24 protein-coding genes are annotated in these 21,866 nt (G+C 39.3%); 18 read left to right on the plus strand and 6 right to left on the minus strand.

The features are described from left to right. On the minus strand, window positions 1-699 hold a 699-nt coding region (locus AC6CH7_RS23850), incomplete at its 3' end, for a sigma-70 family RNA polymerase sigma factor (RefSeq protein WP_498265090.1). Between the two features lie 341 nt (window positions 700-1,040). On the opposite strand from AC6CH7_RS23850, the gene AC6CH7_RS23855 reads away from it, so the two are divergent. The 9 genes from AC6CH7_RS23855 to AC6CH7_RS23895 all read left to right on the plus strand — a co-directional run bounded on the left by AC6CH7_RS23855 (window position 1,041) and on the right by AC6CH7_RS23895 (window position 9,143). Further along, window positions 1,041-1,286: a helix-turn-helix domain-containing protein gene (locus AC6CH7_RS23855; protein ID WP_498265091.1), complete on the plus strand. Its 246-nt coding sequence runs from the start codon at window positions 1,041-1,043 to the stop codon at window positions 1,284-1,286. 275 nt (window positions 1,287-1,561) lie between these two features. Further along, window positions 1,562-2,320, plus strand: a complete 759-nt coding sequence (locus AC6CH7_RS23860) for a BglII/BstYI family type II restriction endonuclease (RefSeq protein ID WP_498265092.1) — start codon at window positions 1,562-1,564, stop codon at window positions 2,318-2,320. Beyond that, on the plus strand, window positions 2,307-2,744 hold the full coding sequence (locus AC6CH7_RS23865) for a very short patch repair endonuclease (RefSeq protein ID WP_498265093.1): 438 nt from the start codon (window positions 2,307-2,309) through the stop codon (window positions 2,742-2,744). Before AC6CH7_RS23860 ends, AC6CH7_RS23865 begins: the two co-directional genes overlap by 14 nt. A 65-nt stretch (window positions 2,745-2,809) precedes the next feature. Beyond that, a complete protein-coding gene (locus AC6CH7_RS23870) occupies window positions 2,810-3,133 on the plus strand; it encodes a helix-turn-helix domain-containing protein (RefSeq protein WP_498265094.1) in 324 nt (107 codons plus the stop codon). Between the two features lie 2 nt (window positions 3,134-3,135). Then, window positions 3,136-4,785 (plus strand): DNA cytosine methyltransferase, encoded by a 1,650-nt coding sequence (locus AC6CH7_RS23875; RefSeq protein ID WP_498265095.1) that lies wholly within the window; start codon window positions 3,136-3,138, stop codon window positions 4,783-4,785. A gap of 42 nt (window positions 4,786-4,827) precedes the next feature. After that, entirely contained in the window at window positions 4,828-5,439 is a 612-nt protein-coding gene (locus tag AC6CH7_RS23880) for a BglII/BstYI family type II restriction endonuclease (RefSeq protein WP_498265096.1), read from the plus strand. A 277-nt stretch (window positions 5,440-5,716) separates the two neighbouring features. Then, complete coding sequence (locus AC6CH7_RS23885) at window positions 5,717-6,967, plus strand: hypothetical protein (protein WP_498265097.1); 1,251 nt, start codon at window positions 5,717-5,719, stop codon at window positions 6,965-6,967. A 15-nt stretch (window positions 6,968-6,982) separates the two neighbouring features. Continuing rightward, window positions 6,983-7,840, plus strand: coding sequence for an esterase/lipase family protein (locus AC6CH7_RS23890; RefSeq protein WP_498265098.1), 858 nt, complete (start codon window positions 6,983-6,985; stop codon window positions 7,838-7,840). Between the two features lie 505 nt (window positions 7,841-8,345). Continuing rightward, window positions 8,346-9,143 carry a GntR family transcriptional regulator gene (locus AC6CH7_RS23895; protein ID WP_498265099.1) on the plus strand — a complete coding sequence of 266 codons (798 nt, stop codon included), beginning with the start codon at window positions 8,346-8,348 and terminating at the stop codon, window positions 9,141-9,143. Window positions 9,144-9,273: 130 nt separating this feature from the next. On the opposite strand, the gene AC6CH7_RS23900 is transcribed toward AC6CH7_RS23895, so the two are convergent. After that, window positions 9,274-10,422, minus strand: a complete 1,149-nt coding sequence (locus AC6CH7_RS23900; RefSeq protein ID WP_498265100.1) for an AbiH family protein — start codon at window positions 10,420-10,422, stop codon at window positions 9,274-9,276. 125 nt (window positions 10,423-10,547) lie between these two features. Here AC6CH7_RS23900 and AC6CH7_RS23905 point away from each other — a divergent pair, with 125 nt between their 5' ends. Next, on the plus strand, window positions 10,548-11,819 hold the full coding sequence (locus tag AC6CH7_RS23905; RefSeq protein WP_498265101.1) for a hypothetical protein: 1,272 nt from the start codon (window positions 10,548-10,550) through the stop codon (window positions 11,817-11,819). A gap of 138 nt (window positions 11,820-11,957) precedes the next feature. On the opposite strand, the gene AC6CH7_RS23910 is transcribed toward AC6CH7_RS23905, so the two are convergent. Genes AC6CH7_RS23910 through AC6CH7_RS23920 form a run of 3 tightly spaced genes read right to left on the minus strand, consistent with a single transcriptional unit; the run spans window position 11,958 to window position 13,744 of the window. Further along, the gene (locus AC6CH7_RS23910; protein WP_498265102.1) at window positions 11,958-12,782 is read right to left on the minus strand and encodes an ImmA/IrrE family metallo-endopeptidase; all 825 of its coding nucleotides are present in this window, start codon (window positions 12,780-12,782) and stop codon (window positions 11,958-11,960) included. Then, entirely contained in the window at window positions 12,733-13,089 is a 357-nt protein-coding gene (locus tag AC6CH7_RS23915; protein ID WP_498265103.1) for a hypothetical protein, read from the minus strand. The genes AC6CH7_RS23910 and AC6CH7_RS23915 overlap by 50 nt, the downstream gene beginning before the upstream one ends. Then, complete coding sequence (locus AC6CH7_RS23920) at window positions 13,076-13,744, minus strand: RNA polymerase sigma factor (RefSeq protein WP_498265104.1); 669 nt, start codon at window positions 13,742-13,744, stop codon at window positions 13,076-13,078. Before AC6CH7_RS23920 ends, AC6CH7_RS23915 begins: the two co-directional genes overlap by 14 nt. Before the next feature lie 108 nt (window positions 13,745-13,852). Between AC6CH7_RS23920 and AC6CH7_RS23925 the strand changes: the two genes are divergently transcribed. The 6 genes from AC6CH7_RS23925 (at window position 13,853) to AC6CH7_RS23950 (ending at window position 17,818) form a co-directional block, all read left to right on the plus strand. Continuing rightward, window positions 13,853-14,080 carry a DUF2188 domain-containing protein gene (locus AC6CH7_RS23925; RefSeq protein WP_498265105.1) on the plus strand — a complete coding sequence of 76 codons (228 nt, stop codon included), beginning with the start codon at window positions 13,853-13,855 and terminating at the stop codon, window positions 14,078-14,080. A 1-nt stretch (window position 14,081) separates the two neighbouring features. Then, the gene (locus AC6CH7_RS23930) at window positions 14,082-14,573 is read left to right on the plus strand and encodes a Pycsar system effector family protein (RefSeq protein WP_498265106.1); all 492 of its coding nucleotides are present in this window, start codon (window positions 14,082-14,084) and stop codon (window positions 14,571-14,573) included. Between the two features lie 5 nt (window positions 14,574-14,578). Beyond that, window positions 14,579-15,595, plus strand: coding sequence for a hypothetical protein (locus AC6CH7_RS23935; RefSeq protein ID WP_498265107.1), 1,017 nt, complete (start codon window positions 14,579-14,581; stop codon window positions 15,593-15,595). Next, on the plus strand, window positions 15,582-16,256 hold the full coding sequence (locus tag AC6CH7_RS23940) for a YecA family protein (protein WP_498265108.1): 675 nt from the start codon (window positions 15,582-15,584) through the stop codon (window positions 16,254-16,256). The genes AC6CH7_RS23935 and AC6CH7_RS23940 overlap by 14 nt, the downstream gene beginning before the upstream one ends. Before the next feature lie 523 nt (window positions 16,257-16,779). Next, window positions 16,780-17,106, plus strand: coding sequence for a hypothetical protein (locus tag AC6CH7_RS23945; protein WP_498265109.1), 327 nt, complete (start codon window positions 16,780-16,782; stop codon window positions 17,104-17,106). Continuing rightward, the gene (locus AC6CH7_RS23950) at window positions 17,093-17,818 is read left to right on the plus strand and encodes a hypothetical protein (RefSeq protein WP_498265110.1); all 726 of its coding nucleotides are present in this window, start codon (window positions 17,093-17,095) and stop codon (window positions 17,816-17,818) included. The genes AC6CH7_RS23945 and AC6CH7_RS23950 overlap by 14 nt, the downstream gene beginning before the upstream one ends. Window positions 17,819-18,173: 355 nt before the next feature. On the opposite strand, the gene AC6CH7_RS23955 is transcribed toward AC6CH7_RS23950, so the two are convergent. Beyond that, the gene (locus AC6CH7_RS23955; RefSeq protein WP_498265111.1) at window positions 18,174-19,691 is read right to left on the minus strand and encodes a ComEC/Rec2 family competence protein; all 1,518 of its coding nucleotides are present in this window, start codon (window positions 19,689-19,691) and stop codon (window positions 18,174-18,176) included. 325 nt (window positions 19,692-20,016) lie between these two features. On the opposite strand from AC6CH7_RS23955, the gene AC6CH7_RS23960 reads away from it, so the two are divergent. Beyond that, window positions 20,017-20,607, plus strand: a complete 591-nt coding sequence (locus tag AC6CH7_RS23960) for an RNA polymerase sigma factor (protein ID WP_498265112.1) — start codon at window positions 20,017-20,019, stop codon at window positions 20,605-20,607. 122 nt (window positions 20,608-20,729) lie between these two features. Further along, window positions 20,730-21,743, plus strand: a complete 1,014-nt coding sequence (locus AC6CH7_RS23965) for a FecR family protein (protein ID WP_498265113.1) — start codon at window positions 20,730-20,732, stop codon at window positions 21,741-21,743. Window positions 21,744-21,866: the final 123 nt, after the last annotated feature.

Here is a 21,866-nt window from a genome sequence, read left to right on the forward strand (position 1 = left end):
GCGCATGTGCAGGATCCTGGATTGCTCTTCGCAGAGGTCACCTTCGAATTTGAATTTGTTGGTTTTTCCTGTTGCCTCTAGTTTTTGCGAGCTGGTCAGAATGGACTTTAAGGTTTCCAGTGTTTTTTCAACCGTGCTGGCGACCTGATAATCAGAGATACCACCAATGTGCCAGGCGATGCGCTCATAGTTGAAAGCGTATTTCAGGCAGAGCTTGATAAACAGTTGCTGATTTTCAGTAAGGTTTGGTATGACGGCTTCAACTTGCTGCCACTGCAGTTTTAAGCGTTCATCAAGTTCTTCCTGATAGAAGATGTCATCCTGATCCAATTCTTCTTCAGGATCATAGCCTCCCATGAATTCCTGATAGTTTTCGATCTCATCAAGCCTGAGCATGTTCCGTTGGAAATTGTGCCGAGAGGTTTTGTAGTAGGCTTTGCAGGCATCGATTGTCGTGTCGTGGAGAAAAGTTTCCATGTGGTTTGGGTCGGTGATACTGTTTCGAATTAACCAGAGGCGTAGAAATGCCTCGCTCACAATACAGGCCGCATTGATATCATCTTTAATGTACCGCATTCTTTTATAGAATAAAGAAGGGTAGAGCCTGTTATAAAAGTAGGCTAATCCTTTTTCATCACCCTGACTGAATTTGTCGAAATAATGTTGTTTGTTCTTGATCTGACAAGTACTGAAGTTCATATTAAAAAAAGTTAGTTAGCAATTAATATGAGTCATAAACGGAGTTAACGCAAAATGACGTGAAGCTCAATTCATCGTACTGGAGGTACTGGTATACCTGGACACGACAAAAAGAGCCCACGCCATTTAGCGTGAGCATCTTCACTGTCATCTTGTGTCCTTTCGAATTACCAGTTTTCCAGTACAAGACTCTAGTGTAATGCTTCTAATATCAGTTAAGAAGAATTACAAAAATAACATTACATATATAATTATAGTTGATTCATAAGACTAATATACTAAATTTCTGATGGTATATCTAACTATACCAAATATTTTTTTAACAAATCTGATCTTCCATCATGAGTATTGATGATTTAGATTCGTTGAAAGATAAACTAGGCAAGCGCATAAAGTCCTTGAGAGAAGAACGTGGATTTGGTGTTCGGCAATTCGCGTTAATCGCCGAAATCGAGCATCCTCAACTTATTAATATTGAGAAAGGGAGGGTTGATGTGAAGCTTGCAACTATTCATAAAATAGCGAAGGCCTTTAAGGTTCACCCAAAGGAATTATTTGAGATCGAATTTAAGCCGTCAGTTGAGTAAACGAGACAATGGATATAAATTACAACTCTAATTAAATTATTGATAGTAGCAATCGTTTCCAAAAGTGGTTTTTTCTATCTATTGAGTAAGTATTAAGAATTCTTTTGTTTTTAGCATCTCCCAAAATAGAATATAAGGCCTTCAGCAAGGTATTTCTGGTCAAACAATTCGTTCTTCGACGAAGTTGAATCTAAAATTATTTGTTATTCTTAATATCTCTAGTTAGTCACAGATGTTGACTAGTTTATCCTATATTAGTCTGACTAATTAATAATATGGCCAATTATTATAAAAACGACTCAATTCTCGACATTCCAGGATATGAGATTTATTTTACCCGATTTGCGGACTCGATTATCAATGACCATTTTAAAGATGCAAAAGCTGAACTCAAAGATATCTTAGAATCATTTTACATCAATGAGGCACAGATTGTCGCCGGTGGAGGTGGTCGAAGCTCTATTACCCAAGCTTTGGCGGCCTTAATAGATAAGTATGGCTGGCCTAAAGCGGTAATTGAAAGTGAGCATCACGTTAGAGGAGTAGTACTCACATCAGAAAGTCACGAGGTTGATCACTATAAGTCTTTTGATCAAGGTAATATTGGGCTGGAAATCGAATGGAATAATAAAGACCCATTTTATGACCGTGACCTTGAGAACTTTCGAAAACTGCATCAAATAGGTGAACTTAGCTTAGGGATTATCATCACTAGAGGTGCTAGTCTTCAAAGAGAATTATTACAGGTCTATACCAGATTTTTGGAAAGACTTCATCCCTTCGATTTGACGAAATTGCTAACGTTTATTTCTTCTTCTGATAATGCAAAAACGGCGATTGCACGTTTTATCGATTTGCCCAAGGAAGAATCCATTAAAAGAATTGCTGGTGCATTATATTATTCAAAATATGGGGCAGCGACCACTCATATGGATAAATTGCTTTTACGGCTAAATAGAGGGGTCGGCAATCCCTGTCCCTTCATATTAATTGGTATTGGAGAGGAAAGGCTTATTAAAGATGAAGCAATATAGCAGAGATAAACGATCTCCAGCCCCGAGCTCTCCTAACGCATCTATAGTTATGAGTGCTATTAAATCAAAGAATACCGGACCAGAGGTGAAATTTAGGAAAGCTTTAAGGAATGTAGGTATAATAGGTTACCGATTACACTGGAAGATAGATGGCAAGCCTGACATTGCTTTTCCAGGAAAAAAGGTAGCCATATTTATACATGGATGTTATTGGCACAAATGTCCGGTCTGTAATTTACAGAACCCCCAGAGTAATAGTGGTTTTTGGAGTAGTAAATTAGAAAAGAACGTTGAAAGAGACCAAAGAAAAAGGTTTTCACTTGAAAGCGCTGGTTGGACCGTGTTGATCTTTTGGGAATGTCAAATAAATAAAGACATAGATTCTTTGATTGAGCAAGTTATTCCTCATCTAAAAAAAATATAGGTTGTTGATTTTTTTTGTCAACATAAATTTTGTCAACATAAATTTTATCAATACATTTGAGGTCAATGGCAACTTTAGGTTCAATGATCCGGGAATTAAGAGAATCACAGAGCTGGCCCCAGCGAAAGCTTGCCAGTGAACTGGATATGGATGTTGCAGTGTTAAGCCGGATCGAAAATGAAAACAAATTCCCCAAAAAACGTGTCGATGAGATCATTGACGTTATTTCGAGACTGTTTTCGGTAAAAGGGGATGACCTTAAGAAAGCTTATTTAAGTGATGAGATCGCGGCACTACTTGCTGATGAGAAAGGCTTTGAAAGCATTCTTAAGGTATCGAAAGAAAAAATAATTCACATTCGCTCCACGGAGCTTGTTAAACAATTATAGATATGGCAGTTATTGATCTGTATAGCGGAATCGGTGGTTGGACCTTAGGCTTCAAGATGGCGGGGGTACCAGTATTATCTTCGTATGAATGGTGGAAAGACGCCAATCAGACGCATAATAAAAATTTTCAATCAGATCATGCAGAACGGGATATACGTAAACTTACCAATGCTGACCTACCCGATCCGGAATTGATCGATTTTGTGGTCGGAAGTCCGCCATGTACTCAATTTTCTTTGGCTAACCGTGGAGGGAAAGGGGATATTGCAGATGGACTAATAGATATTAAGAAGTTTTTAGAAGTAGTGGAATATTTACAACCCAGGTATTGGGCGATGGAGAATGTGCCAAGGGTTGCTGGCATATTAACTACCGAAATTGCTCCTGGAGGCTCCCTTGAGCGTTTCGCTCACTTATTCGGGGACATTCGTGTGTACAAAGCATCTGATTTTGGAGTGCCACAAGATCGAAGAAGAATGATAGCTGGAAGATTTCCTTTCGATCTTTTTGAATCTTACACGTCCAAGATACCGAGGATTAATTTAGGAGAGGTTTTGCATGAACTAGAGCAAGAACCAATAACCGATCCGGTCTATAGCCTAACGTTAGAGCGCAATCTGGTTACAGACAATATATTGGAACCAAATCTCTCTGCGGAAGAGGAGAGAATTAATCGTGATGCAAAAACCTACCACCCGGTATATAACGCAATGAGTTTTCCTGACCGCTTGGATAGACCGTCAAGGACGGTTACAGCCTTATGTACACGTGTATCTCGAGAAAGCATAATAGTTAGAGATTCGAGTGATAATTTAAGGAGACTCACAGTTAGGGAAAGAGGTTGCATTCAATCTTTTCCTATCAACTATCAATTTTTTAGTAAGACCTATGCAGGAAAAATAAAGATGATAGGTAATGCGGTTCCACCCTTATTGACTTTTTATATTGCTCAAAGTATGCAAGGCGTTCAGCTAGATGATCTTGTTCTCCCTAAACAAGTTGCGCCAGAGCGTTTTGTTTTAGGCGCCGAGATGGCCATTTCTCATCAACCAGACAATGAAGGGGCAAAATTCTCTGAAGGACGTTCGTTTCGCCTTGCTATACCTGGATTACGATTCGGGAGTGGTGTGAGATTTGAGCTTAAGAACGCTTTTGACAAGGAAACAAAAAAAGTGAGTTGGAATTTCAGTTTTTTTTATGGCAGTTCAAAAAATATTAAAGGACATGAACTTGATAGTGGACTATTTTATAAGGCCGTAAGAGAGGTCAACTTACTTGAAGATGAACAGTTGACATCAATGTTGAATACTTACTTGCTATTTGTCAAAAGTGTTAGGCCATATGAATTGCAGAAGAATTGGACAAATGTTGATCGATCCTTAGTAAGTCCTATCGCATTAACAGATCAGTTGGGTGATTTCGTACAGTTGTTTAAAAATTATTTGGTTTCTGATAAGGCGCATGTTAAAGATCTTCAGACATTCATCGAACGAGAATTGGTTAGCAAGGAGGGGAAGATCGATAATAAGAAATTGGTTGAGAACAATGTCGACGTTTTTATCGGAATCTTGTTGGGGTCTTGTTTTAACGCGATCATGTCCAACTCGAATATTGCGGCTCTGTCGCCTGAATTAGACACTACCTTTGCTTAAAGCAAATAAAAAATCTTAATTTTACGGATCAAAAAAAGCTGAATGAAAATAGGGGCATACTATTCCCACCTGAACGGATTTGAATGGATACAATATCATCACAAGGACATGTGGGATGAGATCATTGGTGTTATCGACTCCATAGATCTTGATAAATATTTAACCAAGATCAGTAAGGAAAAAACAAAAATGGGTAATCTTGTATATAGTCCTGGTGAGATCAATGACATAATCAAAGAGGGATTTGCAGATTTGGGATGGTATGAAAGCAGGACAAGCTATTGGGTTACTGATGACTACGATCTCATTACAAAAACAATGCATTTGCCTGAGAAAGAACAAAAGATAGAAATAGAGCTGGCTGGAAAAAAACCGATCAGATCTTTTAATCAGACTGATTTTGTCAAAAATAGAATTGCTGTGGAGGTTCAATTTGGAAAATATAGTTTTATAGCCTATGATCTTTTTGTTAAGCATCTTGCGTTTTATGTAGGAAACACTATTGAGTTAGGTGTTGAGATCTTACCGATGAAATGCATGCAGGCTATGATGTCCTCAGGTCCCGGCTATTATGAGGCAGCGCTATATGACCTAGCTAGACAAGGACGTGGTGTTCCCTCCGTTCCGCTGATCTTGATCGGTGTAGAACCATAAAAGATTCCCATTTATTTTTTACGATCGGATAAGCAACTTCTCTACATCAAGTTGTTTTCCATCATCCTTGTCAAAATGTCCCTTCAGAAATAGCAGAAAGTTAGCTGCGCGACCATTGACATCAAGCTTGGATATTGAACTGCATTAATTGATTATATTTTGGTGGTGATCTTCAGAAATTGATATCTCTGTGAAGGATTAAGATAAACTTTTAATTTATTACAGCCTAAAATGTCAATTTATTTTATCAAATTTAAAGCACAGTTTAACGCCATCAATGATTACACAGCAAGAGAGAATAGCCGCTATCGAGGAATCGGAAGAAACGGGTGAAAAAAAGTCTATTATTTACCAGTCTGATTCAAGTCCTCGACCAGTCAAGAAAATACCACTTGAATATCTATTATATAACCCACATAATGGCAGGATCCGAAGTTATACTAAATCCTACGAAGCCCAATTTCACGAACTGAATCCGGAAGATGCCAACGATAAGTTGATAATTGAGCAATATTTATTTGACTCAGCCACCTCTAAAAATGAAAAAACTTTAGAAAGTCTTGAAAAGAACGGTCAGCAAGAGGTTGGTATTGTTACAATAGACGGGGTGATTATAGATGGCAATCGAAGAGCAATGCTATTGAATAAGTTAAGCCGAGATAAGAATATTCCCGGCTATTTTAGCGCTATCGTACTTCCTGATAAATTAATTGATAACGAAAAGGAGATCGTCACACTTGAAACTCGTTATCAGATGGGAGTGGATAGTAAGGTTGATTATAATCCGATCGAAAAATACCTTCGCTGTTACGAATTGCATCATCGACATGGATTTAATATTGCGGAGATCGGCACGACCATGGCCGAAGATGAAAGTCGAATAGATGAGTGGCTTAAAATTCTGGAATTAATGGATCAATATTTATTGTTTTTAGGAACTCCTGGAAATTATACTCGCCTCGACAAGAGGGAAGGGCATTTTGTTGATCTAAATAATTACTTAAAATCTTACAACAAGTCCAGAACTTCTGCAAAATGGAATTATACCCAAGATGATCTTAGTGATCTCAAAAAGGCATATTTTCATTACATTAGGCTCGGAATCCCTGTACAAAGAGCGCGTGTCATCGCAAAACCAACTTCTAGCAACAGTTTTTTCTGTCATGAATATATTTGGAATGAGTTTAAAGCTGACTATGAAAATTCAATCGTCAATTACAATGAAAGATCATTTGAACAGATAAAGAAAGAGCACCCACAAAAAAGTAATGCGGATATTATTAGGGATATTGATACTAATTGGAAGAAGGTCTTAGAACCCACACTGTTAGAAACCTTGTCTTACTCGGAAGGTTTACTGAAAGATCAACAAGAAATGCACGCACCTATAAAGATCCTAAAAAGGGTGATTAATAGCCTCGGGCAGCTTAATTCTGGCAATATTCACCATTCTAATAAGAACGCTATCGATCCACTTTTAGACCTGATCATTAAAAAAGTGGAATCATTGAAAAATATCATTTCTTAAGCCATTATTTATCATATGTTTAAGTTAGTAAAAGGCACGGCTCCTTCATCAATAGGTGAAGATAGACCAGATACCGCTGTACTATTTGTGCACGGTCTTGCTGGAAGTTATGATACATGGTACCCGTTCTCAAATCATTTAAAAGAAAAGTGGAAAGAAGCAGATTCCTTTGGATTAGAGTACGATCAATACTACGGTAGTCAAAAATTTTGGAGTAGAATACCGTATATCAGAATAATACCAAAGATCAGAAGAATATTGATCGGTATTGGTATAGAAGAGTTGTCGCAGCACTTCCGAACATCTGTGAACGTTCTTTGTGAAGAGTATGAACATGTTGTCATCGTTGCGCATAGCATGGGGGGGCTGGTCGCTAGAAAATATTTGGTCAACCTTCTAGAGGAAACAAAGACAGTTGGAAAGGTAAGGGCACTTATAACATATGCTACCCCGCATCACGGATCATTATATGCCAATTATTACTTGTTTTTTTGCTATCACATCCTTCGACATTTTTTTCGAGACTCTAGACAGCTCACTCAGTTAAGCAGAGGAAATGATTTCATCGAAGAGTTAAACCTTGATTGGAGCAATCTACGGGTCGATGATAAAATTGATTTCAAAAGGGTGTTAGGTCTTGATGACTGGTTAGTTGATGCTGAAAGCTCGTCTTACAAAGATGACCCTAACGTTGACAGAATTGCGGGAAAAGACCATTTTACTCTGATACGTCCCGCAACTCATAGACATAAAGACGAAGCCTTAATGATCACTTACAATTATTTAAAAAATTTTAAAAAAAATATGGAGCTTAAGGCAGAGTCAGCCTATGACTATGAGGAATATGATTTCGAAGATCAAGAAGAGCACTAAAAAGGGCCTAAAGTTTGAATTCACATACACCAAAAACACAGTGATTTCTTCTCGTTCCAGGGCTATTTTCAACATTTCGAAAATCTATGGTTTTACCGGTAGGAAAAATTTGTGCTTGTTTGCTGGTATCATCCATATCGCTTGGAGGTGGTAACAATTTGGGTTATTTATTCGTGACCTTATGGGTTACGGAAAATAACAAATTGATTAGTAAGTTATCCTGATAATTGCTCAATAGTGGTTTAGTCATATTATTATAGGTAAGTGTTAAGGACATAGCTATCCTGATGAACATTTTTTATGAAACAATAAATGGGGAGTGTTCCTACATGCCCCGATCAAATTAATATGTGCTGATTACATTCCTACCTTCCTTTCTTATTCGCCAATCTTCCCCGCATTTTGCAATGCAAGAAAAAGCTAGGGCAGTTTTTGATTTTTTGGATTGATTGGAAATAGTATACTTTCGTAGTCTTAAATTTCATTTCTAACCAAGAAACATATTATGCGCCAATATGACTTGTCGTTGTGGATTATTCCATTTACTGGAAAGAAGCCTAACTCCTTGCAGATTGAGGAGTTTATTATTGATAGTATTAAAAATCTTGTGGTTCAGCCGCAGGAAAGTATTCCATCGCACCGAACATTAGCACGTCTGAATAAGGTAAACCGCAATACCGCGTTGCGGGCCTACTCCAAGTTAATTGCCACTGGCTGGCTGACGCATTCAAGGGGCGGCAAAGCCTTTGTGGCGGATTCCCTGCCAAATGATGCCTGTAAAATAAAGCCTTTATCCATGCCGGAATTGTTGCCTGTTGCAATTGCTTTATCTGATCTACGGGAGATGAATTCGAGAACAGAGAAGGGGATGGGTTTTATATCTGTGGGCGTACCATTACTCGATAAGATATACCAGCCTACTAAAATGCTAGCAAAATATGTGCGTCAAGGATCCTGGGATGGCTCATTGACAGTTAGCGCAGACGCAGTTATGCAGACAAGCCGACAACCTTTACAGAGTGCCATTTTGCAGCATTTGAACCTGCGCAGATTTAATATCCGAATGGAACATCTTATGGTTATTCGCGACAGGGGAGAATGTTTTAGGTGTCTTTTTAAGGCGATCTCTCCAGCAACGGACATTATTGTCAATACTGCACCGTCAGATATGTGGTATAGCTTGAATAGAAAAAAGCCAGTTCAAACGATTTCACACATGCGGTTGGATTTCAGTAGATTTAATGAACACGAATGTCGACAAGTAGCTATTCGACTGCGGAGTCTGCTAAAAAAACGAGTCTGATAATAGGTAATTGGAGATTTTTGGGCCCATTCGCTATTCTTTTCCGTAATTAGTAAATTCCTCATTCAATGGAACTGGTCCTGACCGATATTCTTTGAACTGGTGATATACTTCTGGTATTAATGCTGAATTAGTTTTCATTTGGCGTTTGGGGCATTGGTAAAGAGCGGTCAAATGGCACAATCTTTCTTCTCATATCCTGTTTGTCTTTAAAATGACGGGATATTTCTTGGGTGAGTTTAGTGTAATCGTTGGAGTTCCCGTTTTGATGATAAAATATTTTCACCGATTTGCAATTTTTGTGCTCTAGTATCATGTTCAGCATTGTACGGTCGGAAAGTCCGCAGGAATGTCCGAGGGTATATATCTGATAGGGTGCCGAATCAATGAACCTTATCAGATTATGATAATTAGAGGTCTTGAAGTACCAAAACGATTTAATATAAGCAAAAATCCCTTTTGTTCTATCGAGTTCAAAACTGGCATAATCACTATCCAGCTCATCGCCAAAGCCAAAGATTGGTCTGTTTTCTTCGTCGCCCAATTTACCGTGGATATAATTTACTACAATTGACTGGTCATTATTTTGTTTGATATAATTATTGATTGTAGAAGTATAGTTGAAATTAAGGATCATTATATTTCCAATACCTGCATTTCGCTCCTCTGAGAAGGTCAGCCCGACAAATTCATTAGGGTCAAAACCGCTGTTAAATATCGTTTCATAATCTGCTCTGCTAGTTGTAACATCCAATGTTAATAGGTATTCTTCCAGTTTGTGGATAATGATGCTTAAAGAATAGTTGAGTTTTGTGATCTCTTTTTCCTTTTCATTAGGACTGGTATTGCGCAATGCCTGTTTCAGCTGATCATAGAATGTATTTTCAATATCTACCCAATTTGAATGACTACAGGTCAATAAAAGTGTAGCAAGCAGATCAGAATGCACTTTGAACTTGAAAGGGTTTTCATAATCGTTCTGCCAGTCTGGAAATTTCAGCACATTACTGGCGAGCATTTCAGCAAATCCTTTTTCGTAGAAAAAATCTACCAATGCAGGAACGGTGTTGAGTCCATCTCTACTCAGATAATCCATCCCATAGAAATCTGGATAGGTTATCGTCATCAGTTCATCTACATATTCCCGATGGAATTTGGCCATTTCCATAGCCTGTACAAGATACCATTTAATGAAATCATTGTAACTGGTCTTGAGCTGATGCGACAGGTCGAAGCCATTTCCAAGAAGAATGAGGCGGTTAATTGAGTACTTGTCCATTGTTATTTTCTGTTCGAATTTAATAAAGATTTATCAATGTCTGGTTTCTTAGCAATGAGAACAGGTCCGTTAATCATTTTTATAACTCATTAAAAAATCCTAAATTTCTTTTTTAACGCTAAACGATGAAGAAGACCGAAAAAACTGCTCCTTTGGATTGGAAAGATGCCTTGGGTAATATCAAGACCAGCTTTGTTAAGGAGGGTGAAGCTAAAAAGGCTCGACAGAAGGAACAGGAAAATGCGCTCAGGCCTTATTTTAATAAGGCGGCGGTTTTTTTGGGGATCAACGAGCAGCAGCTTGCCGCTGAGATCAAAGTGCTTGAGCCAGGACTGAAGGAAATTTTAACCGATCGCAGATTAAAGGCGTCAACTTATGCCAAGCTGATCAAAAAACATAACCCTGCTTACTATCATCTGTTTGAAGATAAGATCAAAAGTGCGGTAAAAGCCGAGCAGAAATACTTTCTCGAAAAGAAAGAAGCAGCCCTAAAATCTGTAAAGATTATGCAAAACGAAGCTGTTCCCACAGAGGGAATAAAGCAGAAACTAACAAAGTATGAGAAGCGTGCGAAAAAACGCTTGCGGCAAAACAAGCAGGGAGCAAAGGCGATATTTACCAATACTCCAGTAAAATCTCTGCCAGTAGAAGTTTCGCAATGGGTTAGCGTCGAATGGCATGATGTACTTTTTGAAGACTACCTGATCAAAATAAAATACGGCACAAATTATTCGCAGGGGTATCCCGTTGCGGAATCCCGCAAATCATTTAAATATCTACGAAAATACATCAAGAACCTGCAATTGCCAACACTCTCTATTCTGCTTATAGGTAAGGAAATCCGCGAGATAAAAAATGTTGAAAGGGTGAAGGAAATGGTAACATTGTTACGAATTAAGGAACAGCTAATTGAGGATTTTCAGAATGGTAAAACGATAACCGCCGTTGCCATGCTGGAAAAGATAGGGCCGGTTTCTAAACAATTCTTGACGCAAATGGCTATGGCGGGAAATGGCGAGCTGATTTGTATTGAATATTTAGCCAGCCAACTGGCAGAGAATTTCAAGCCAATACCTGCCTTTGAGATCATACCTTCAGGCAACTCTATCAGCACAGAAGATACCTTTATCTTTGCGGTCGAACGTCAAGAAAAACTTTTTTTGGTATGGGAAAGCACTGTACATGGCAGGGCTACCTATATCTTCAAAGCTAATATCGATAACTATGTTAATGTTGTACAGGCCATTTACGATTATATTGGCAGTCCAAGAAAAGGCAAGCGGATGTCGCTAAGGAAACGCGATGCTGAAACATCGAATTTATGTTATGATGGCTATGTCACACATAGCGCTTTTGATCATTGGCAGCAAAAACTCGAAACGGTTTTCAATTCTTAATAGTCGCATAGATGGGATAGTAAAGATTTAGTTTAATCGGCTTCCCCACTTTTTCCAAAATACACAGGGGATGCACCAAAAGGACTTTCACAATAATGATATCGAATAAGAATACCTGAAAACGTTCAAATAACAAAGTTATTTGAACCATAATAAGCTAATCACATAGCCATAGTTGTCTGCATAAAAACACTGCTCATTCATCTTTCGGTTTGCCCTATGATCATCTGAATAAGGATAGAACCAGTCATCCGGATTGATTTCTTCTATAGAAGCGAACTTACTACCCGGCTTCGTAAAAAACTCTCCGGCTACAGTTGTGGGAGGTACTTGCCCATGCACTTTGAATCGGAATGGCCATTTGGGAAAATGATTATTTCGATCGTACCATTTTACAATGTTATTTTGAGATACCACAATCATAAGTTCGTGTAAACAGATTTGGCAATATCTTATAGTGGCTGCCAATAAACTCACATTGAAGCTTTCTGAAATTGCTTTGATCTTCTCAAATGAGAACTTCTTTACCTGATCAAAATAATAAATCTTATCGTAGGGCATGAGGAGGCAGCTGGCGAAAAAATCAGCTTCAAGTTCTATAAGGTCATGCTTATTCAAGCTAGTGAGAGAACCATGTGGCTCTAGGATGCCACTTTGCAACCCTATCCGATGTTCGTTAATGTAATAGTGAGCTAATTCATGGCTTAAACTGAATCGGCCCCTGGAAGTCTCCAAAGTGTTTTTTCTATCTATATTCAAATGGATATGAAATTCATCTTCGTCAAAAACCAGCATTCCGTCAAAAAAAATTTCGTAATGATCCAAATAAAGGTTTATATTTTCAAATGCAACAATCCCTTCCAGAAGCGTAACATTCCTTTCAGAAAATCGGGAAGACACAAAGTCTGCAATTTTACTCAGTTCCTTTTTCCGGTATTCCAGAATCGTCCTTTGATCTTCCATTTTGATTCTTTTTCATCTTATCAAGAATATGCTGTGGCACGCTTGATCCCTTTCTTGCTACCATTTTTAAAGGTATGATATCTCGCTCTTCAGCTTCTTTTTTCAATGGTATGACATGTGCTGGTTTTAGCGTTTTATTAAATATGGCGGCGCAGTCAACCTGGAAATCTGAAACGTCTTCCAGCTCATCGGCATACAATTTATCGAACCGTGACATTTCCATCTCATTTCTGGGAAATAAAAATCCGGTAGACGCTAGCCATTCAGACATGTTGTCGGGGGTGATATTTACTTTACTTTGAGCCATAAATTTCTAAATACTCCTTAATTTTATCAAACGCTTCTTTCTTATAATACTGTATAGTTGCCTGTGTCAATTGCAGCTCCGCTCGGAGTTTATCAGTCAATGTTCTGGGTAGTTTAAATCCTTGCTGTGCATGTTGCTGGTAGGTCAGGTATATGATCTTGTGTTTTGGAGAAAGCCGGTCCAAAGCTTTTTGTATTAGCTCATATTGCTGTCTTAAAACCTTAAGCTGTTCCGTTTTACCAGATATGTTTTCAATTGAGGGCATATCGTAGACTAAATCTTCATCTCCAAGATAGGGGTTGGGATTCGTATTGTTTTGTTCGTTATAGAAATCATTGAATAAATTTTCTGCGATCCTATATAGATATAGTTTTAGACCTGCTTCATAATTACTTGCTTTCGATTTGCTGAAATCGAAATTTGGGTATTTTAAGAAGCGCTCGAAAGTTTGCTGAGCAATGTCATCAGCTATGTGTTTATCATAACCTCTGTTCTTGCTGATCACCCTGCATTTCTCCACAATATCTCCCTGAAAGCGAAAACAGAGTGCCTGAAAGGCATCCTTTGCCTGTTGCACCAACTCAGGGTCGTTAATCCAACTGAGATAGGCAACAAGGTCTTCACTACTTTCGGAATCTAAGTCTTGCCAGGCCATTAATAATTGTGTTCAACTGATATACCTAAAACCGTTGGTAATGGATTTAGTACCAACAGTAGGACACCGTCCGTGACGTGAAGTTAATATTAAACATAATATAAGTATATGAAAAGCAACAAAAATGTATTCGTCGTGAAGCACGGCGATGACTGGGCCACCAGGACGGAAGGCAACCAGCGCGTAACAAAAACTTTTGACACTCAAAAACAAGCAATTGATGCTGGAAGACAACAGGCAATCAGAAATCAATCTGAGTTAACGATCCAAAACAAGCATGGTCAGTTCAGGGAGAAAAACTCTTATGGAAACGACCCTAAGGGTATAAAAGGTTAACATGGAAAAAGAAAGACTAAAATATTGCATAGACCGGTTTGATCACTACTACGAAAGTGTCAACAATAAAAGCTCTGTATTTTTGGGGTTAAGTACTTTTATCGTTGGAGGGCTGGCAGCTGGTTATTTTGTAATAGGTTCTCTGGTTAATTGTGGTTTTTGGGCACATAGCCTCATGGTTCTGCTGATAGGTCTGGGCGTAGCTACTATGATTATAGTGGTTATGGCGGCTACTCCCTTTTTAGGGAACGATACTGACTCCCTACATTTTTTTGGTGCAATAGGGTGCATGGATAACCCCAGCTTCTGTGCAAAATCTGCTGCTCCGCGTATTGAAGAAGATGAGCTTAAAGATTTGAGAAATCAGGCTCATCTTTTGGCTTGTGGTTTACAAGGCAAGTTCAGAAAACTTAAAATCGCGGGAATATTGTTCACGATTCAGTTCTACCTATTTATACCCTTATTCATAATCATACTTTGTAATTTAAAATAATACACATGCATATTTTCGACGACTATTTAAAACCTATCCGCGCAGCTATAGCTGCGGATCCTAAATCAGGGAAACTTTATGAGAACTTGTCTTATTCCGAAAGAAGCCTGCTTAAAGGCATGGACTTTAAAGCATTTAATCAGCAGGTTCCTGAAAAACGTTTGTTACCAAATTTGGCTGATTTTGCAAGAGAGCTTGGTTTGACGCCAAACTTTGACCAGTCATTAGGTTTGCATCCAGACTTTGCTGATTTAAAGCATTCGGAGCGCCTGGAAGATCACTACATCGTATCGATGTTTGTAGATATAAAAGGTTCAACAAACCTTTTCAAAAAATACTTGCCTCGTACAGTCTGGATTATAACCAATACGATTCAACGTGCGGCGATACACACCTGCCTTATCTTTGGTGGCTATGTACACCGTTTACAAGGTGATGGTTTGTTCGTGTATTTCGGAGGTAAAAACATGACTCCGAAGCTGGCTGTTGAACGTGCATTAAAGTTTTCAAGTGTCTTCACTTATTTTGTTAAAGAAGATCTGAAAAATCTTTTTAACGAACAGGGAATAGAGAACATCTACACTAGAATAGGTGTCGACCTGGGGTACGATAGAGATGTCATTTGGGGTACGGCCGGTATCGGTGAGATAAGTGAAGTAACAACTTGTAGCTTACACACGAGCCTGGCCAGTAAGATGCAATCCATTGCTGTTAGTAATGGAATTGTAATTGGAGACCATGTTAAAAATGAAAGTCCGGCATTAGCCGAATTTTATACGCCAGTTTGCCATCGCACGAAAAGTGAGAATGACCGCTATATTTTTCAAATTCCCTTAGAGCATTTTAATTACACGCAGTACGACTTTAATTGGCTATCGTTCCTGAAGAGACAGGATTTTATCGCAACAGATTTATCTGGCGGACTCCAATTAAAACAAAAGGCGGTTATGCTTCCCAATCGGAACATTGCTAATCTCGCTCCAATTGCCGCGACAAGCAAACCGTACTATGATTCTAAGTAACGGTAAATCTTTCTTCGAACGGGATTTCGTCGTCGCAAAAGAGCGTTTCCCTAAGCTAACCTATGGATGGAATGCTAAGTTCAAAATGTGGGTGATCATAGGTGAACTGGATATTTGTGATACCGTGGGTGTTTATTGGAACACTTTTAAAATCAGAATGTTGGTTCCCTATGGTTATCCTTTTTGCGTACCGATAGTGATCGAACAAAGCAATATTATCCCCCGGGATATTGACTGGCATATTTCCCCGGAAGGTGTATGTTGTCTGGATGTAGAGCATTCACTTATTGCTTTATCTAAGAAAGGGATTAATCTCGGAGATTTTATAGCTGATAAAGTATATTCTTTTTTTGCCAATCAAATATATAAGCTTGAAAATAAAGAATATGCTGGAGCTGAATATGCACATCACACCGCAGGTGTAATTCAGTATTATTTAGAAGAATTAAATATGCCTTCAGCCGAAGCCGCCCTGCAAACTTTAATACAGATATTAAATAAAGAACACTTGGGAAGAAATGACAAGTGCTGCTGTGGTAGCGGACTGAAATTAAAATTCTGTCATGATAAGGCAGTTGAGATTATAAAATCCTTTGGCCCTTTAAAAATTAAAAGGGATATAGAAAATATACAAATTTATTTAACCTCCAATTCCGAATAGAACATTTTCAGCCATTGGAGCAATCAAGTCACAAGATACCTAGTAGAGTGATTTTGATTTTCTCTACTAGGTACTTTAATCTAATTGATTGGATAAAAACGTTGTTTTAAGCGTAATTATACATCTCTCAGGACACTGTGTTATACTTATCCATTTTCATTTTCCTCCATACGCTTCTTATTCTTATAAATTTCCCTGATTATTCTGAAAAGTTCCTGTAGATGTTGCATCGTAGATTCCGGGTCCCGCTGAAACTGACATTGTAATCAACTAAAATTCTGAAAATCAAATAATTGAAGTCTTTTTTTTGTTTTCCGGATGGTGGCGAAATATACAGCTTTCCGCATAATATATCGCTTCTTTTAAGACATCCATTTTTGTTCAAAACAATGAGATCAGTTTCGAGCGAAAGCTACTGTCAGTTTAACTGTACAGCGAAGGGTTTGTTAATATATTTTTAAAAGCACTTTGAAATTCAAAGTTGTTTAATTAACTTCATACTGCAAAGTATAAAATCAACACTATGAAAATTTCAAGAACAAGATTTGTTGTCATCTTTCTTGTTTCGGCGTTTGCCTTTATTATTATCACTAATTTACTGTTGCAACCCGTAAACGGAGAATGGTTCCCGGGAACTGACTCGCCAATAGCCTGGAAGCGCACCCTGGCTACAATCATATATCCTGTCAAAGTTGTTTTGGTAGGGCCCCTGGCAACAATATTAAATGATCCGGACCCGGCACCACCAATTCGGATGCTTGCCTGTGCTGTATACTGGACTGTGATCGCATTGATTCTTCATTTTCTGTTGAGTAACATAATCCCTCGTAAAAAACATGGGCAGATTTGAGGAACTATACTACGAAGCAAAGTCTGACAAGTGGTTTCAAAACTTTGCTGTTTTTTGCCGCGTAGCGTTAGCAGCCGGCTTTCTTCCTGCAGGATTTGTTAAGGTCATGGGTGAACGGTTCGCCGCCGGTTTGCCGTCCAATAATCCTTTAGGGCATTACTTCGATGCCTTACAGCTAACAGGCTATTACTATACTTTTATTGGAATTGCCCAAATCATCACTGCTGTATTTTTACTGATTCCGAAAACTTCCCTTCTTGGTGCACTGATGTATTTTCCCATGATTGTCAATATCTGTGTACTGACCTATGCTACCCGCTTTGAAGGGACCAGGCTCGTTACTATGATGGTACTGGCAAACCTGTTTTTATTAATTTGGGACTCTGACCGTTTGAAACACGTTTTGCCATTTGGGCAACGCAAAGTAGCATCGCCGCCTGTGTTAAAAAAGCCACTGGGCAATCGCCTTCGGATCCTGTTTTTTGGGGGTTCCTTCGCAGTTTTAGCCGCTATCATCTTCGGTACGTTCTATTTATTTGAGATAGGTCCTTGCAATTCTGAAGCTGCCTGCAGAAATCAGTGTGCCGGCAGTAAAAACCCGGCAGCTTGCGAAGTCTTCTGTGATTGCATTTATAAACAAGGCCAGCCGTTGGATAGTTGTTTGGCAACTTTTAATAAGGCGAAAAATATTCGTGAGTCTAATGTGAAGTAAGTACAATAGCTTGCAGATCTTAGTCTCTCAGATCCAGAGCATCTCCTCTTCCAAAGGGTCGTTGACCACCTTCATATACCGAAACAAATTAATGATTGGCGCTGTTAAAGCGATCACCACAAATACAATTAAAACCCTGTTTACTTTCATATTAAAAACCTAATATGAAAAGCTCCGATATCCATCCGAGCTTTTCATTGTCAACTAACTTAAACGTATAATACTAACCAAATATTTATACGGCAAAGCTAAAGTCCGTTTATTAAACCAGTGTTAAATTTTTATCATGTGTTATCGCTTACTGTGCATTTTATTAATGCCGAAATGCGCAGTTATGGAGGCTTTGATGGCATACTTAATGTTTAGACACAAAATCCTGCCTTTCATCATTCCATATTAATTTGTCGATCTGCCACTTAACTATTAAACCGAAGCGTGAAGCAGGCTTCTCCAGCTTTTGAGTGATGATCGTGTTTTTGCCATCTGAGCGCAATGCAATCATTCCATAAGTAGAAACCAGCCGTTGTTTTTCTTTATCGGTTTTAACTTTAATCATTTCTAGCGTCAGGTATTCTGGAGAGGAGCGGGAAAGCTCGGTGCTGTAGATCAGCGGCCGGTCACCTCTGCTGTACTTTCCAATGGCGCCAAGCGTTTCAGGTCTGGGATGACAGAAAGATTCCTCGTCTCCACTGGAAATTACCGTGGCAATTGGATTCAATACACGTAAAAATTCATTCGTGATGTCATGACTTCCATGGTGACAGGATTTGGCTACATCGCAGCCGAGAATAGGACGACATGCTTCCACCACATTATCAATTTGTTTTTGAATCTTGGCTTTTGCCTGGTCCGTCTTCGCCCTCTCCAGACTTACTTTCAGTACTTCCAGTTCCTGGCCACTGTACTGAGACATGATGAAATCGGCGGATTTCGAATTCAGGTCCCCACCCAAAAGTACTTTGAGCTTCCCGATATGCGCCATGATGACAACAGAATGTCCGTTCTTAGTTTTACCTACATCATCAGCAAACCAGCGCAGGGCGAACTGCTCGCTTCCGTTTATTTTGACCTTTTCGGCAATTGGCGCCAACACTTCCAGTTTTAACAGACCGTCATCATAAATGATTTTTTCTTCACCCATAATTTTAAACAGCCCATCCACTTTTATATCCGTGTTCGTGTTTAACGTATCGGAAAGTAATTGCTGGTACTTACTTTTTTTGTCGGCCTTGTCCAGGATGGCTGTGAGCTTCTCCTTAGTATCTGTAAAATCCGTCAGGTATTTGACATCCTGGAAGACAGCTGATTCTCCAAGCGAACTTCCTGACCTTTGAATAATCGTATTATGGTAAATCTGCTTAAACGGAAGTTTCCTCTTGAGGCCATCAGTTGGATTAGCGAATAGCTTTCCAAAACCTTTGAAGTGGTCCTCATCTGAATGACTGATCACCGCTGTAAAAGGGGGAAGTGGTTTTGAAATCCCCTCTAAGTTAAATCGCCAGCGCAAAAACCTGTACATGTTATCGGTTTCGCCAGCATCAATGATGAGGTGTTCATCATTTGGTGTAGCCACATGACAACCGTCGCCTTGTCCGATATCTACAAAATTGATTTCCAGCACCCTGTTCGGCTGAATGTCGGATAACAACATCCAGCCATCCTGTTGCCGGGAGTGAACGTTAACCCAAACTTTGCCTTTATGGACTTTCGAGTGTTCTGGTTCCCATTTTTTGGATTCAGAGGCTTTGGGAGGAGAAATGTAGTCTCCGAATATCAAATGTTGAATACTTTTTACGCCGGGGGTCTTATAGATCCTGGCTTCAGGAAACACAGCAAAACCGTGACCCTGTTTTTGAAGAGAGGTAAATTCCATGTTAATTTAGAATAAGGAACTAACTTACTGAATATCAATGTATAAATCAAGTTAATTTTTTGATTTCAATATTAAATTTAGGTGTCATAAGTATAATCATTTTAAGTAAAGCGGCAGTTATTCCGGGAAACTTATCCAATAAAGGTTTACAGGCTGTGCACATTAAGTTTACGTCCATTCTGAATCGGAATACCAATGCTGCTCTTGAAGGTTTTACCCGAGGTTCTCGGGTTGGTAAGATTAGATATAACAAATAGTTAATATAGATTTAATGCGCTATTATATCTCTCTAATGTACTTTTGAGGACAAATAAACATTGGTCGAATGTCCCCAATCCCGAACGAACCCGAACTAATTAGCCTTTGGAAAAACGGGGATGAAGGCGCATTCAACAAATTATTTAAACTTCATTTCCATAAACTACTCAGATTTGCTTCCCGGTATATCCACGATAGTGAGCTGGCAAAAGAAATCACAATGGACGTCATGTTCAAGGCATGGCAAAAGAAGGAAGAACTCACAAGTCAGCGTCTGGAGCCGTTTCTTTTTCATCTGCTTAAGGCGGCTATGGTGGACAATTTTCGTAAGAAAAGTCTTCTTTTCTTACCGGTTGACCAAATGCTTGCCGAGCCGGAGTCCACCGAAAGGGCAGATGACCCAATCCATTACCGCCAACTTAATACATTATATCAGGAAAGCCTGAATTGTCTCAGTCCTCAAAGAAGACTGGTACTTGAAATGCGCCAGCAGCAGGGAATGAGCTACAAGGAAATAGCGGATGAACTTGACATTTCGCCTAAAACGGTAAACCGGCACCTTACTGATGCCATACATACGGTTAGAAGTTTAGTGCGGAAAAAAGGGGATATCATCCTGTTGTTTCTGCCGGTCATCGCAATCTTTATTTTTTGTTAAATATTTTTATCTCATTATCAGTCACTTACGGTGTTGCTGCGAAAAAACAACATTTTACATTGGGTATAAGTCCTGTTTCTTACGGTATGTATAGATAGAGCACTTGCTCTGATACCCGGGTCATGAAAACAGAAATAGACAGAGAACTTTTAGTCCGATACATCAATGACAAGTGTACCTCTGATGATCTGCTCCGTGTGAAGCATTTTCTTCAAGATCCCCAGTGGCAGCAGGCACTGGAAAAGATGCTGGAAGCCGACTTTTCTGCGATGGAGCATCCCCCGCAGGCTGATGAGGCTCTTTTGGAAGAGTGGAATCAGGTGTTTCGAGATAAATATTTCAAAAAACCGCCCATTAAATTAGGATACACAAAATGGATAGGCTATGCCGCTGCTTGCCTTGCAGTGCTGGGCATTGGCGGATATTTGCTAGGTGGACATTTGGTAAAGACCAGACAATCCTTTACAGCAGCCAGCGTGATGATAGAGAAAAGCAATCCAAGGGGGATCCGTTCCAGGGTGACACTACCGGATAGCTCGGTGGTTTACCTGGGTGCAGGCAGCAGTATTAGGTATCCTCAGCAATTTGCCACCAACCAGCGGACGCTAGCGCTTAAAGGGGAAGCTTTTTTTGAAATATCAAAAAACCCCAAACGGCCTTTTGTAATCCACACTGGTGAAATACAGACCATGGTGTTGGGCACCTCTTTCAAAATCACTGCCTTTAAAGGTGACCCGCTGCTTGTTGAAGTGGCAACCGGTAAAGTAAGGGTATCCAGGAAGGAAAATACAAAAGTGGCTGAACTTGCGGTGCTTGTTCCTGGTGAAGGAATAACATGGGATCAGCGGCTTGGAAAGGCAGCAAGGATACCTGTGGACATCCCGGGGATCCAGGGATGGTCTTCAGGAGAAATTACCTTTAAAAATCGTTCTCTGGCACAAATTGCGGATGAGCTGGAAAACTGGTATAATATAGAAATCAGTTTTGCGAAGTCTGCATCGGCTGGCAAACGCCTCTCTTTGAGTGTAGATGGTACAGCCTCACTTTCGGATGCGCTGGACATCATCTGCAATACAGCTGACCTGAAATATCGTTTTAACGGAAGGCAGGAAGTTGTTATATCCGGCAACGAATAAAATGGAAAGGAGAAAAATGAACGGTTAATCTTTACTAAACAAAAAATCCGTTCCCGGTAATCCGGAAACGGAAAATGTGATCACACGCAGTAACATGTTTACCAAGACGCTGTACTGCAGGTG

It is taken from the genome of Pedobacter sp. GQ55 (assembly GCF_059758925.1).

What these genes read in the sequence shown, in the direction of transcription:
- AC6CH7_RS23945 (WP_498265109.1), top strand. Translation starts at nt 16,780, where the DNA reads ATGAAAATTTCAAGAACAAGATTTGTTGTCATCTTTCTTGTTTCGGCG.
- AC6CH7_RS23910 (WP_498265102.1), bottom strand. Translation starts at nt 12,782, where the DNA reads ATGGAAGATCAAAGGACGATTCTGGAATACCGGAAAAAGGAACTGAGT.
- AC6CH7_RS23870 (WP_498265094.1), top strand. Translation starts at nt 2,810, where the DNA reads ATGGCAACTTTAGGTTCAATGATCCGGGAATTAAGAGAATCACAGAGC.
- AC6CH7_RS23925 (WP_498265105.1), top strand. Translation starts at nt 13,853, where the DNA reads ATGAAAAGCAACAAAAATGTATTCGTCGTGAAGCACGGCGATGACTGG.
- AC6CH7_RS23960 (WP_498265112.1), top strand. Translation starts at nt 20,017, where the DNA reads ATGTCCCCAATCCCGAACGAACCCGAACTAATTAGCCTTTGGAAAAAC.
- AC6CH7_RS23895 (WP_498265099.1), top strand. Translation starts at nt 8,346, where the DNA reads ATGCGCCAATATGACTTGTCGTTGTGGATTATTCCATTTACTGGAAAG.
- AC6CH7_RS23935 (WP_498265107.1), top strand. Translation starts at nt 14,579, where the DNA reads ATGCATATTTTCGACGACTATTTAAAACCTATCCGCGCAGCTATAGCT.
- AC6CH7_RS23860 (WP_498265092.1), top strand. Translation starts at nt 1,562, where the DNA reads ATGGCCAATTATTATAAAAACGACTCAATTCTCGACATTCCAGGATAT.
- AC6CH7_RS23890 (WP_498265098.1), top strand. Translation starts at nt 6,983, where the DNA reads ATGTTTAAGTTAGTAAAAGGCACGGCTCCTTCATCAATAGGTGAAGAT.
- AC6CH7_RS23865 (WP_498265093.1), top strand. Translation starts at nt 2,307, where the DNA reads ATGAAGCAATATAGCAGAGATAAACGATCTCCAGCCCCGAGCTCTCCT.
- AC6CH7_RS23880 (WP_498265096.1), top strand. Translation starts at nt 4,828, where the DNA reads ATGAAAATAGGGGCATACTATTCCCACCTGAACGGATTTGAATGGATA.
- AC6CH7_RS23950 (WP_498265110.1), top strand. Translation starts at nt 17,093, where the DNA reads ATGGGCAGATTTGAGGAACTATACTACGAAGCAAAGTCTGACAAGTGG.
- AC6CH7_RS23965 (WP_498265113.1), top strand. Translation starts at nt 20,730, where the DNA reads ATGAAAACAGAAATAGACAGAGAACTTTTAGTCCGATACATCAATGAC.
- AC6CH7_RS23930 (WP_498265106.1), top strand. Translation starts at nt 14,082, where the DNA reads ATGGAAAAAGAAAGACTAAAATATTGCATAGACCGGTTTGATCACTAC.
- AC6CH7_RS23900 (WP_498265100.1), bottom strand. Translation starts at nt 10,422, where the DNA reads ATGGACAAGTACTCAATTAACCGCCTCATTCTTCTTGGAAATGGCTTC.
- AC6CH7_RS23905 (WP_498265101.1), top strand. Translation starts at nt 10,548, where the DNA reads ATGAAGAAGACCGAAAAAACTGCTCCTTTGGATTGGAAAGATGCCTTG.
- AC6CH7_RS23855 (WP_498265091.1), top strand. Translation starts at nt 1,041, where the DNA reads ATGAGTATTGATGATTTAGATTCGTTGAAAGATAAACTAGGCAAGCGC.
- AC6CH7_RS23915 (WP_498265103.1), bottom strand. Translation starts at nt 13,089, where the DNA reads ATGGCTCAAAGTAAAGTAAATATCACCCCCGACAACATGTCTGAATGG.
- AC6CH7_RS23920 (WP_498265104.1), bottom strand. Translation starts at nt 13,744, where the DNA reads ATGGCCTGGCAAGACTTAGATTCCGAAAGTAGTGAAGACCTTGTTGCC.
- AC6CH7_RS23875 (WP_498265095.1), top strand. Translation starts at nt 3,136, where the DNA reads ATGGCAGTTATTGATCTGTATAGCGGAATCGGTGGTTGGACCTTAGGC.
- AC6CH7_RS23955 (WP_498265111.1), bottom strand. Translation starts at nt 19,691, where the DNA reads ATGGAATTTACCTCTCTTCAAAAACAGGGTCACGGTTTTGCTGTGTTT.
- AC6CH7_RS23885 (WP_498265097.1), top strand. Translation starts at nt 5,717, where the DNA reads ATGATTACACAGCAAGAGAGAATAGCCGCTATCGAGGAATCGGAAGAA.
- AC6CH7_RS23940 (WP_498265108.1), top strand. Translation starts at nt 15,582, where the DNA reads ATGATTCTAAGTAACGGTAAATCTTTCTTCGAACGGGATTTCGTCGTC.